This window comes from Niabella agricola (genome assembly GCF_021538615.1).
GTDB lineage: Bacteria > Bacteroidota > Bacteroidia > Chitinophagales > Chitinophagaceae > Niabella > Niabella agricola.
Map to the genome: position 1 here is coordinate 1,193,368 of NZ_JAJHIZ010000002.1, position 13,574 is coordinate 1,206,941.

Sequence of the window (13,574 nt, forward strand, 5' to 3'; positions counted from 1 at the left end):
TGCTGATTTAATTGAGCTTGTTCAAAAATTTTTCTATTCAACGGCCTATCATAATCGGGGCTTACCCTGGCATCTAAAATAGTTCATGCAGATCAAAAAAAAGGATCCCGGCCTGTATGCCCCGTAAGCATGCCTGTTATGCAAACGATTGTTCCGGGCCCCGTTTTTTTTAATAGGCGGTGGTTTGCCTGCCGGGGGTAATGCCATTCTCATTGAAGGCATCTACCCGGAAATAATAGGGAACACCTTTATTTAGCCCCGGAAGCTCCAGGCTGTCCGTTCCGTATATCATTACCGAATGAAACAGTTTATGCGGATCGGTTCCAAAGTATACCTGGTAACCCGTTGCCCCGGCGGCGGCTTTCCAGTTCAGCTGCGCCCGCCTGCTGTCTGCTGCATCGCGGTTTACGGCAACGGCGCTAACCACCGGGGGACGTGCGCCATTTCCTTTTCCAAATACCCGGAACCCCGACAGGGAAAATTTGCCCGCCGGCACGCTATGATTGATGATACGCAGGTAGCGGGCATTTACTGCCTTTGGCAACACGATATAATCATGGGTTACATCAACCTTGTTCCCGGATTTATCTACCAACGGTTTCCAGTGTTTACCATCGGCCGAAAATTCAATCACAAACTGATAGGGAGTAAATGTAACAGATGCTTTCAGACCGGCGTCCTGGTCGGCAAAGCTTACCTGCAATGCATTGACCGTACACTCCTTTTGCAGATCAACCTGTAACCATTCCCCGGCCTTACCGGTTGCGGCACTCCACCAATCGCGTACCGTTTCGTTTACGGCCAGCTCAGCAGCATGCCCGGTCAAAGAGGAGGATGCTTTCACCGGCTTATTATAAGAAAGCAGCATCCATCCGGCAAACAGGCTTTCTTTTTCAAAGTCCATCTTCCGGTGTGGCATCCGCATAGGATAATCACCAAATGCGGTATTACCATGCAATTGCCCGTCTTTATCAAAGAATGCAGGAAATAATCCGATCCGCCGTTCAAACATATGCCGCACAGAGATGGTCATGGTGGCCACATGCCAGTAGTTACCATATTTGTCTTTAAACGTGCTGCCATGCCCGGCCCCGTTTATAAAGCCCCCCGGTTTGTAGGAGAAGGGACTGTTGGGCATATAGGTGAAAGGCCCCAGAGGTTTCTCGGAAACATATACGCCGTCTCCATATACCTTAAACTCTGTACCAGGGGCCGCATATTGCAGGTAGTACCGTCCGTTGTATTTATTCATCCAGGCACCTTCGTTCCATCCGTTTTTACCGTTGTTATTGGCCTCGCCGTGTTCCTCCCATCCGTTTTCGACAATATGATGTTTAATGAGCACCCGGGGAATACCTATGGTATCAAACCGCCGCGCCGGATCCAGCTCCACGCCCATGATGGGATTCACGTTGGAGCAGCCATAGTAAAAATAAACACGGCCATCATCATCTTTAAAGAGTGCCGGATCGGTAACGCCCAGGGGAAATTGCTTCCGGTATACCTGCCAGTTATCCTGAAGCGGATCGGTACTGAAATAGATGTTCCTTGCGCCCTGGGATGCCATAAAAAAAACGGTATCCTGAATGGTTTCTACCGTGGGCGCATAATCTTCTGTTGGTAATATTGCTGATGGTCTGAATTTCCAGTGCAGCAGATCATCCGAAAACCAGTACCCGCCGGATTTGGAGGCATAAAGAAAATAGACACCTTTGTACAAATGGATCACGGGATCTGCCGCTTCCCGGTAGCCCAGCCCATCGTAGCTAAAGCGATAGTTGAGGTTAAGCGGGTTGCACCAGGTATTGGTTTGCTGGCCTAGGACTGTTAAATTGAATAGGCAACTAAAGAAGAATATGGTTATTCGTTTGTTCATTTTCTTTGAGCATGCGGAGTTATTGAGGGGCTTGGGAGCGGGAGGACATAGCGCTTTTTTACTCAACGATGATCTCATCACAGAAAAGCCAGGCAGCCTGTCCCTCGCCGGGATGGCCTTTCGGACATTGTCCCAGGTTTTTAGCCGTAACCCGGACGTAACGAAAACTGCGCGGATCAAAGCGCGCTGTAAAATCCTTTGTTTGCGGGACTTTATCCGCTAGGGGTACGGTGTTTGGGATCGTTGTCATTTCGGTGAATTGTTGGCCGTCCTCCGACACTTCAAATTTTACCCATTGCGGGAAAAAGATCCACTGACCGTAGCTCTGTAAGCAGCCCAGGGTTACGGAACCTGCTGTTGTACGCTGCCCCAGGTCAATGGTGGCCACCAGGTCCGTTCCGTTAAACGCATGCCATTGTTTCCCGGCGTCTGTTGTACCCCGGATACCATCTACCAGGGTCAACGGTCCGTTGGCCGGATAATATTTGCTGTAAGGCGTTGCATATTGCAAAGGCCGCCCGGTTGCTTTATTGAGTGTAAAGGACTGTTGTGCCGGCCGGCCTCTTACCATACTGTTATGAATGGCCAATGCCGCTTTTACCGTCAGGGCACCGGTTATTTCAAAAGGCTTTTCATAGCGCAAGCTGCCTGTGCCAGGATCGGTACCATCGGTTGTATAAAAGATCGTGCCGTCTTCATTCTCCGTTTCGAGGCTTACCAGCAATTTACCGTCAACCGCCTGCGGTTTTATATCTACTTTAAAATTGCCCCTGGAATAATGCAATCCTTTCTGCTCAAAACCTACGAGGTGGGGTTGCAGCCGCTGATTAAAATCTTTCCAGTTGCGCGCTTCTTTTTTGCTCCATAGCACCTCCGCCAATGCCGGCATGCGGGGCAGGATCATATATTCCACATGTTCATAGCTCGATATCTGTTCTGTCCACAGGTTGGCCTGTGCGCCCAGTACATGTTTTGCCTGGTCTTTATCCAGCTCTGCGGGAATGGGCTCGTAATGATACACCCGTTTTAAGGTATTGAAACCACCAAATGCCAGAGGTTCCGTTTCCGGATCGCCCTGGTAGTAATCAAAGTAAAGCGGACCGGTCGGGCTCATTACCACATCATGATCCATTTGAGCGGCCTTAATACCCCCCGATTCCCCACGCCAGCTCATCACCGTTGCCTGTGGTGCAAGCCCTCCTTCCAGGATCTCATCCCAGCCGATCAGCTTCCGCTTATGGGCGATGAGGAACTTTTCCATCCGGTGAATAAAATAACTCTGTAACTCCTCTTCATTTTTCAGTCCTTCTGTTTTCATCCGTTGCTGGCAACGCATACACTGCTTCCAGCTGGATTTGTCTACTTCATCACCCCCTATATGAATATACCGGGAGGGGAATAAGGCCATTACTTCTTTCAGGATATTTTGCAGGAATACGAAGGCACTATCATTGCCCGCGCAATAATTCGGATGCACATCCTTGCCGTAAAAATCACCGGTTTCATTAAAGGAATGTTTGTGCGGTAAGCAGGAATACTCTGGATAGGCTGCCATGGCCGCTTCGGAATGGCCCGGCATTTCGATCTCCGGCACCACGGTAATATGTCTTGCCGCTGCATAAGCCACAATATCCTTTACCTGTTCCTGCGTATAAAAGCCCCCATACGTGGCTTTACTGCGATCTGCATTAAAACGGATCTGCGACCAGTCCCAGGGCTGGCCCCAGTCATCCACACGCCAGGCAGCCAGCCCGGTAAGTTTTGGATACTTTTTGATCTCGATACGCCAGCCGGCGCCGTCTGCCAGGTGCCAGTGAAACGTATTCATTTTATACGTTGCCAGCAGATCAATAAACTCCTTTACCAGTTCCGGCGAAAAAAAATGACGGCTTACATCCAGCATCATACCCCGCCATTTAAAACGGGGTTCATCGGTAATATCCATACAAGGTATCTGCAATACCTGGTTGGTGCGGATGGCCGGCAGGGTTTGCAATAAGGATTGTACGGCATAAAAGAGTCCTGCCGGTTTACTGGCCCGGATATCGACCTGGTGCGGTGTAACAAACAAGCGGTACCCTTCTGTTCCGATGCCTTCTGTTGTTACGATGCTAAAGCAGATCCGTTTTCCGGTGGCGACTGTTTTAACCGGAAGTACATAACCGCTTACCTGCTTTACGGCTGCTGTGAAATAGCGAACCACATCGGTTATCTCCTTGCCGGCCACCGATGTCTGTACCTGCACATTTTGATCCAGCAGGAAAACCCCTTCCCGTTGCTGAAGATCTGCCGGCTGCGGAATGATGTGTACCCGTGGTTGGGCATTCAACAAGCACACGGCCCCTATAATCAGGCCTGTTAAAAATCCATATTTCATGCTTCCTGTTTAAGTATTTCAAAAACTCAACCGTTCTATCGCGTTTTTTTATAACCAGACCAGTTAACCGGAGAAGCCTTTGTTCCTGTTTACGATTTTTATTGTTTTATTTTTTTGCAGTTCCCGTCATTACTTCCTTTACCGCGCCATTTACCCGTACCCAAACCTTTTGGGGTCTTTCTGAATAGATCCGGTAATATACTACCCAGCCATTTTTCCAGCTGCAATCCACCGTAAAGCCACCGCGGGCTTTTAGCCCTTTAAAAGATCCTGAAACTTTCCAGGCTGCCGGTACCGCAGGCAGCAGGCTGATCTCCCCCGCATGGCTTTGCAGCAACATTTCGGGTATGGCGCCGCTGATACCAAGATTTCCATCGATCTGAAAAGGCGGATGCGTGGTAAACAGGTTCGGCATCAGGTTATAGGTTATTAAACCACGGATCATCATGCCCGCTTTTTCACCTTCTCCCAGGCGCGCCCACAACGCACAGCGCCAGGGCCAGGACCAGGAGCGGCGGCTATCGCCCACCGTTGATGCCACGGTAAAGGGTTTGTTTATATTTTTACCGTAGTTCCCGCTGCGGCTGCGCAGGGAAATAATCGCCGCCTTTGCCAGTTCCGGTGTTTGCTTTAAATTGATCTGGCGACCGGGATATACCGCAAACAGGTGCGAGGTATGCCGGTGCTGATCATCCGGATCGTCCCGGTCCGTTTGCCACTCCTGCAGCTGGCCCCATTTCCCGATCTTGTTGGGTGCCAGCCGGTGTTGCATATCCGCTACTTTTTCCTGATAGGCTACATCAATGTTTAATGCTTTGGCCGCATCAAGGTAGTTCTGAAACAGGTCCCAAACCAATTGCTGATCATGCATCACACCATCCTCCCGCGGGCCATGTTCCGGCGACCATCCATCGGGCACTACCAGGCTTCCATCCGGCAATTGCTTCAGCCGGTCTTCCCAGTAATTACAGATTTCCTTCAGAATGGGGTAAGCCGTATTTTTAAGATATACCCGGTCCATAGTAAAAGCCCAGTGCTCATATACATGCTGCGCATACCAGGCGCTGGCAGGTATATTCCATTCCCAGCCATTGCCCCCAAAAATACTCTGGCTGGTCCGGGCCGTCCACCCCCGGGTATTTGCACCAAAGGCCTTGCGCGTAGCCAGCCGGCAAGGTTCGGCCTGCGCAACGATATAGTCGATCAGGGGCTGGTTACACTCCGAAAGGTTGGCCGGCTCTGCCAGCCAGTAGTTCATCTGGATATTGATATTGTTATGATAATCGCTGGCCCATGGCGGATTATTACTATTGTTCCAAAGTCCCTGCAGGTTCGCCGGCAATCCGCCGGGGCGCGAACTGCTGATCAACAGGTAACGCCCATATTGAAAAAGGGTTTCCTCCAGGTCCGGGTCGGCCCCGCCTGCCGCGTATTTTGCGCGGCGTATATCTGTGGACAGCGCCCTTAACGCAGCCGGTGTGATACCTACATCGATGCGGGCAGCAGCAGCAAGTCTTGTAAAATCTTTTATATGGGCCGTGCGCAATGCCATATATCCTTTACTAAGTGCAGCGTTCAACTCCTTTTCGATCAGTGGCATGGGATCTGCGCCCCGCCAGCCAGCGTTATAATCCGGCTTGTAATTGGTACGGGCATCCAGGTACAGCGTAAGCGCTTTGCAACCGGTAAAAACCAGCTCGTTTCCGGTTACCGTAATACTGCCGCCTTCATGCAGTGCCGCTACCTGTGCCGCGTATTTGAGTTGATTGGGCATGGTACCGGAAAACTGCAGGAGGTTTCCGCTGGCAACGGAAGCGGCACCCTGGGCCGACCAAAGACTGATGCGCCCGGATACTTTTCCGCCTTTCCCGGCAGTGTACCGGAATACCATTACCTGGTCGGGATAACTGGCAAAGGCTTCACGTTGATAGCGGATGCCGCCGCTGGTATACATGCTATTATAAAGCCCTGAAACCAGGTCCAGGCTTCGTTTATATTCATTGGCCGTTCCCGCAGCATCCAGCTGCACCCTTAATTCGCCGAAATTGCGGTAGGCACCAAAACCATGATCGCCGGTTTCATAGGCACCATCCCAGTTATTATCACCGCTCCAGAGACTTTGTTCGTTGAACTGGATCGTATCATTTTCTACCGCGCCCATCATCATGGCACCCATACGGCCGTTACCGACCGGGAGCCGCTCCGATTCCCAGTTCATGCCCGGTTTATCATACCATAAAACAAAAGAGTTCTTATCCTGTGCACGAAGGCCGGAAGCTGTCCATAATGTCAATAATGCAATCAGTATTCTTTTTTTCATGCCCAATATTACTACTTTTACAGCATCGGTTTTAATCTTTGAAGGCAGGGTCCTGTATTTTGCTTTCCGTAAAAACTCGCTGTTCATTTTCATGCCGTATACTGTACGATTATTGTTTAATGCGGAGCTTCCCATCTGTTTGAATATCTTTTGCCGTCATGCCCGAAAGATCTGCGGTTGGCCTGGTTACCCGGGATATGCGTCATTTTTGATACGGACATTTGTACAGCCCATTGGGGATACGGAAATTTTCAGCCGTTCTCTGTCCAATGAGGGGGCTGTTATCGTATTTCCGGAAAACAACAGCCCATCCACGCTTCGTGCCAGGAGTAACTGACCATCCAGGGTATTGAAGGTATTATTTTCGATCCGTACATTCCGGTGTACATAGCGTTCTGCAACCCGCTGGTGATTTTCAGGGGCAATCGCAATGGCACCACTTCCGCTATTGTAGCCGCATCCCTCAAAACGGTTGTTCCGGATGATTACATTCCGCACCGCGCCCGACTCAAACCAGCTGCTGGCATCATCGGCGATCAGGATAAGAAACATGCCTGTATGATGAAATATTTTTTTTTCTACCAGTACCCTGCGCGGTGTTGTGATCAGCAGTCCCCTTGTATTGGTACGTTCAAAGCGACTGTTGCGGATGACGACCTCCGGTGTCCAGGTACGGTTCTCGATGCATAATCCACTGGCTACGCCTCCGGGAAGCGCGGTTGTAAGTTGTAATTCCATCTCCCGTTTATTGATCATTACTGCCGACCGAAGCACCGCTGCTGCAACCGGCAGGAGCGTTTGGGGGTTGATAAATGTAATGCTGTCGCCTGCAAAGAACGCCGGGAATCCATAAGTTTGGGGATGCATAAACCGGACGGTAAGCTGCTGCTGTTTGCTGATACCCGTGATCTGAAGATGGATACCGTGTACGTTTACCGGGTCGTCGTGTGCTCCTGAAGTAAGACAACTGTCGATCATTATTTTTCCCCGGCAGCCGGAGAAGTGAAAACAATCGGCAAAGGCCGCAATGATGCGTCCGCTTTCCGGCCTGGACGCAACGATCACTGTACGCAGCGTGATATTTTCAGTAAACTGCGACACGATGCCCAGCCCATGCATATAGTGCATCTGCACCTGATCCAAGAGCACATTTTTGCTTTGCGCAATTAGTCCTCCGCAGTTATCCCGGTAGGGATCGCGGATGGTTAGCACATCGCCCGAATGGTACAGCGGCTTTTTAAAATCACCTTCAAAAACAACTGTAAGCGGGTCTGTTTGCCGGGCAACGGCCTGCAGCAAGGGCTTCAGATCACTATAATGGAGGCGTTCTTTAACGGGATCGAACAAGATGGTATGACAATGTTCGGTCTTCCACCCTTCTCCCAAAAGCACCAGCTTGCCATTGATAACGGTAAAACGGGAGTCCGGATGAAAACGCACGGTTACCGACTTTTCATCCAGGGAACGGGTGGTCAGTTCAGACATCGTTGGACGTTCATAATCGAACCGTATATTTTTTATACGGATATTGCTGCTTCCCAGGACGGCAAAGGAGACCATTTTGCCATGCAAGATGACGAAACTGTTATTTCCATCGATGGTGATGTTCCGGGCGCCCTCCAGCAGGAAGGCTATGTTCTTCGCTTTACTCAGTGTGTCGGCCTCGGTGCTATTGGAAATATACAGCTCCCGCTTGGGTGCGCCTTCCGGCCAGACATCGATGCGACCGGCCGGCAACCTTAATACAGCTACCGGGTATTTGCGGCAGGCCGCGATGGCCCGCTGCAGCGCCGATGCTGCATTCTCACGACTATTTGCCTTCACCCCGTAATCCGCTGCCCGGATCAATACCGGAACCTGGGCCTTTAAAATGGTACCGCAGCACAGCCATAGCAACAGCAGCCAACTGTGAGGGCCTGTGATCCGCAGTGTGTTGTTTTTTTGTTTGGATATCATGGAGTGAACGGTGCAATGTTTGGAGACGGGTTATTTTAATGAAGGCCGATGGTTCCGTTATTCATAACCTGTACCACCACTTCCGCACCGGATGCTACCGCTATCTTTGGCCAGCCCGTAAACGCTGTATAGGATAATGGCTTTTGAGCCTTTGTACTGTTCTCTGCAAATACGGATACGGATGCATCATAGCGGGTATTATTTTTTATGGCCAATGTGATACCGGTTTTATCCGATTGCACAATCCGCGCCTCCACATGATCAAATACCCGGATCACTTTTTTATCGGGCTGTACATAGATCCCCGGCAACTCGATGGCCATCAGTGCTCCGTTGGTTTCGGTCCAGGAATTGCGGGTATTGATATAGTTTCCGATGCTGCCTTTTCCTTCTGCATCGCTGGGCTGAATGCGCTCCATACTGCTGCCCGCCAGGTTGTTGGTGGTATGGTGATCCGGCGGAATGTTTACGGCCTCAGCCTGGGCATGCTGGATATCCCGGATCAGATCAGCATACAGGGAATTACCGGTGGCCCGGAAGAGTTTGAACAGATAATCACCCGAAGCCGTACAAATGCCTGGTGCCGCGTGTTTGTTTTGAATGCTGGCCCATACCGCGCCGGCCATCTTACTACCCAGTTTACCGATCTGACTTCCTGCAGGAAAAACAGGATCATAAGAGATCGTCCAGGTAGCACAGAGGGCGGCCTGCACTTCTGCTTTTTTTAACCAGCTTTTATCGCCGGTATATTGATACACCGCCATTAAGGATTCCAGAAAACCAAAGGCCGATTCCGAATTGGCGTCCATGGAAATGTCTCCGCAATCGCCCCCGGTAAGTCCCTGTTTCACTACATCCCGCTGGTAGTAATATTCCGCTGAAGCTTTGGCAACCTGCAGCCATTCCGGTTTTTTAAAATAATCCGATGCAATGGCCAGTCCGGCCGGCACAATGGCCCCGGCAGTGGAATTGTATACGGCGATCTTGCCGGTGGCCGGTGCAATGTACTGCCCGAATTGGCCCTCCTGTTTCCAGGTGCGGGCAAAGGCAGCCGCCAGTTTTTTGGCCGCAGTTTCCCATTCCGGTTTGATAGCCGCACCATAACCCTGTGCCTTCAGCAACATCAGGTGTTTCAGCAGCCATAACAGGGCATCTGCATTTTTACGGACCATGGCCTGTACTTCCGGAAATGCCGGGTTCATCTTTTCTGGCCGGATCCTGCCTTCTGCAGTGATACCTCCGTAAAAATAACCGCTGCTGCCCTGGAGCTTATGCACCACAAAATCCAGTTCCTGTGCTACGCGGTCCCGCTCCTTTGCATTGTTCAATGCCAGCATCGGGTAGGTATTCATCATGCCGCTTACCCAGCCGAGCTGGAAGTCTTTACTGTTTTCGGGAAGATAGTAGCTGCCCACCGGAAACTCCCTGAAATTATTGCTGGTAATGGTGGTAGCAAGCCCGGTGTAGTAACTCATCGGCAGCCAGTTGCGGGGCTGGTTCATACCTGTGATGTCCTTCCGGTGTTTCATAAATGCCGTCAGCAGGTCCGGGATTCCTGTTACATGCATAGTATATACCCTGAAATGCAATGAAAGCTGATCACCTGCCTTCCAGTCGGGAGCTTTATCCCCGCTGGGGTGAAAGTCGCCAAAGCCGGGCGCCTGCCGGCGTATGGCCGGCGCGGTAATTGAAAAGCGGCATTGGTCCTGGGCGGCGTTCTCAGCAATCGTAAGTCCATGATTACCGGATGCTGACCGCTGATCCGTAAGTACCATGAAACTTTTCTGCAGGACCGGTGCATAAAAACAGATTGCCGGTGTGGCTGTATTGCCTGTTTGCAGCTCCACTAATGATGCTGTTCCGGGTTCAACGGACAGGCGCGGATTATTGGAGATGGTTAAAGGTACCTGGGGATTGTAATACATTTCCTTTGGATAATCGGGATTATAGCCGTTCCCGATAGAGGGATACCTGTTGCCATTGTATACGCTCGCCGGTACCAGTACATAGTTATCCCGGCTCCAGCCAATGAAGTCCATGTCTACATTTACGGCGGTTGCTTTTGATGCGCCCCTGGTTAAAGTAAAAACAGCGGTAATATCCAACGCGCCCGGTATTGCTTTAACCGGCTGCGCCTGTAATGCCACCTGCCATTCACCGGGCAGTTCGGGTTGCTCCTGTGTAGCTACCAGTTCTTCGATAAGGGTTGTACCATCGTATTTTTTGATGCTGATCCGGATATGCCCGTTGAGCGGTTTCAGCCAACGATCCACCGCGTTGAAATCCTGTGCGCCGGCGATTTGACAAAGCGAGCTGCCCAGACCTATGAGCAAAAAAGATAAAATACAGAAGTTACGAATCATTTGTATGATATGTTTTACTGTGAGACAAAATGTCTCACAGAGCATTAGCATTAGTTATGGTACAGTGATTGTTTGCTGCACAAAATCGGATGTGCCTGCGAGTGATGGCACCGGCTGCCCTCCGCCCACACTAATGGTTAACCGGCCGGAAGGTGTGTACCGGTTGCCCGTTTCGCTGATCAGTTCCAGGTCTTCCGGTTTCACCAGGAATTTCACTTCCGCGGTTGCACCCTTTTTCAAGGAAATCCGCTGAAAACCTTTCAGCGCCCTTAAGGGCGCTTTGCCTTTTATGCCGGCATAGGACAGGTACAGCTGCACCACTTCATCTCCGTCCCGGCTTCCGGTATTGGTTACCCAAACCGAAACCGGAACCTGTTTTCCTTTTGCTATACCGGCAGGTATAGTTAAACGGCTGTACTTAAAACGGGTATAGCTTAATCCCCAGCCGAATGGATATAATACTTCTTTATTGTAATACCGGTAGGTTCGGCCGGTCATATCATATTGCTTAAAATCAGGCAGCGATGCATCGTCTTTATAAAAGGTAACCGGCAACCGGCCGGAGGGGTTATAATCGCCAAACAGTACATCTGCGATGGCTGTGCCGGCGCTTTGCCCGCCATACCAGGCGTTCAGGACGGCCGGGAGTTCTTTTTGTTCCCAGGGAATGGCAATGGCGCTGCCGGTAAGCATCACAAAGACCACCGGTTTGCCGGTTGCCTTTAACTGTTTCAACAGTTCTGTCTGCACTTCGGGCAACATAATGGACGTACGGTCGCCACCGCTGAATCCTTTTGCATTTACCCACATTTGCTCTCCTTCCAGTTCCGGCGAAATACCGCCTGCATAGATGATCGCATCTGCCGATGCTACGCTAGCCGCAATGGACTGCATGTTTGCTTTTTTATAGGTTCCTTTTTGCAGCCGTATAAAGGCTCCGTCTTCATGCTGACGGTATTCCAGCATGATGTTGTATGTTTGATCCTTTTGCACCTTCCATTTTAAATTCCGTACTCCCAGGTTGCCATTCCATGCGTTGACCACCAGGCTATCATTAATAAATAACCGGTAGCCATCGTCTCCTTCCATCTGAAACTGTAAAACACTATCGGCAGTTGCCCTAAAGCTGGTTTTATACCGTGCAGAATAATGGTCGGAGGCTACACCGGGTGCCGGTGGCTGTCCCTGGGGGAAAAACCGGTTAATGCTTGCTAATTGCGTGGTATAAACAGGTGTGCCCTCCAGTGCTTCGTTGTTGAAATATTGTATGTAGAAACCGGGCTGCTCTTTATAACTATAGAAATTGGCGTCGTTGGTATCAGGCGCAAACAAGGTATCGGTGGTGTAACTGATCCCTGGCTGGTAGGTTACCAGCACTTCCGGGCCCAGTTTTTCCTTAATGCCTTCCAATATAGAAACAATGCGGCTCGGGAAGCCATTATAGTTTCCCAGTAAGGCAATCCGGTTATCCGCATTGGGTCCTATGACCGCCACCTGTTTTAATTTTTTACTAAGGGGCAGTATCCCAGTATTCTTTAACAGTACGATTGATTCCCTTGCCATTTTTAAGGACAGGGCTTTGTGCTCCGGTGCCTCGAGAGTACGCATGGGTAATTGGCCGTAGGGAACTTTATCCGCGGGATCAAACATCCCCAACCGGTAGCGGATGGTAAATAACCGTCTTATGGAATTGTCAATTTGCTTTTCCGCAATCAGCCCGGTTTTTACGGCGTCTACCAGCGACCGGTACACGCTATTCCCACATTCTACATCGGTACCATGCATTACGGCATCTGCTGATGCGTCTGCATTTGTTTTATGGGTTTTATGTCGCTTTACAAAATCATCGATCCCGCCGCAATCGCTGGTTACATAACCGGTAAAATGCCATTGATTGCGAAGAATATCGCTCATCAGCAGGTCGCTGCCACAACAGGGTTGTTTGTATACGGCGTTATACGCACACATCACACCGGCTACCCTGGCATTGACCACCAGTTCTTTAAACGCAGGCAGGTAGGTATCCCAAAGGTCATAGGGCGTTGGATTAAAATTATCGGTATGCCGCGATTCTTCGGGGCCGCTGTGCACCGCATAATGCTTGGCACAGGCTGCTGCCAGGAGGTATTTTGGATCATTGCCTTGTAAACCGCGGACAAACGCGGCTCCCAGTTTTCCGGTCAGAAACGGGTCTTCACCATAGGTTTCCTGTCCGCGTCCCCAGCGGGGATCCCGGAAAATGTTAATATTGGGCGTCCAGTAGGTTAAGCCCTTATAGCGCTCGCCGGTTTTTCCTTCTTTAACGGCAAGGTTATGGATGGCCCTGCCTTCCAGCGCCGAATAAAAAGCCATCTGCTTTAAAGCGGCCGTGTCCCAGGTGGCGGCCATGCCAATGGCCTGCGGATAAACGGTTGTCTTGTAAGCCGTGCGCGCTACTCCATGCAATATCTCATTCCACCATTCGTAGGCCGGGATTCCCAAACGCGGAACCGCAGGCGCTGCATTCAGCATCTGGGCCACTTTTTCTTCCAGTGTGAGCCGGTCTACCAGGTCGCTCACCCGTTGCTCCATGGGCAGGGCGGCATTCCACATGGGATATTGTTTGTAATCCTGAGCCTGTGCTGTTGCTAAAGAGAGCACCGCAATGAGGGCGGACGCTATTTTTTTTAGTGGCATTTTTGT

6 protein-coding genes are annotated in these 13,574 nt (G+C 50.6%); all 6 read right to left on the bottom strand.

The genetic code is table 11. The features are described 5' to 3' along the window. Positions 1-169 precede the first annotated feature (169 nt). Entirely contained in the window at positions 170-1,876 is a 1,707-nt protein-coding gene (locus tag LL912_RS05280) for a family 43 glycosylhydrolase (RefSeq protein WP_235552516.1), read from the bottom strand. Positions 1,877-1,934: 58 nt separating this feature from the next. Beyond that, entirely contained in the window at positions 1,935-4,253 is a 2,319-nt protein-coding gene (locus LL912_RS05285) for a glycoside hydrolase family 20 protein (RefSeq protein ID WP_235552517.1), read from the bottom strand. 106 nt (positions 4,254-4,359) lie between these two features. Continuing rightward, on the bottom strand, positions 4,360-6,573 hold the full coding sequence (locus tag LL912_RS05290) for a glycoside hydrolase family 95 protein (protein ID WP_235552518.1): 2,214 nt from the start codon (positions 6,571-6,573) through the stop codon (positions 4,360-4,362). 186 nt (positions 6,574-6,759) lie between these two features. Next, positions 6,760-8,529, bottom strand: coding sequence for a right-handed parallel beta-helix repeat-containing protein (locus tag LL912_RS05295; RefSeq protein ID WP_235552519.1), 1,770 nt, complete (start codon positions 8,527-8,529; stop codon positions 6,760-6,762). A 35-nt stretch (positions 8,530-8,564) separates the two neighbouring features. Beyond that, a complete protein-coding gene (locus tag LL912_RS05300) occupies positions 8,565-10,892 on the bottom strand; it encodes a hypothetical protein (RefSeq protein WP_235552520.1) in 2,328 nt (775 codons plus the stop codon). Positions 10,893-10,946: 54 nt separating this feature from the next. Beyond that, a complete protein-coding gene (locus tag LL912_RS05305) occupies positions 10,947-13,568 on the bottom strand; it encodes a glycoside hydrolase family 3 C-terminal domain-containing protein (protein ID WP_235552521.1) in 2,622 nt (873 codons plus the stop codon). Between the last annotated feature and the right edge of the window lie 6 nt (positions 13,569-13,574).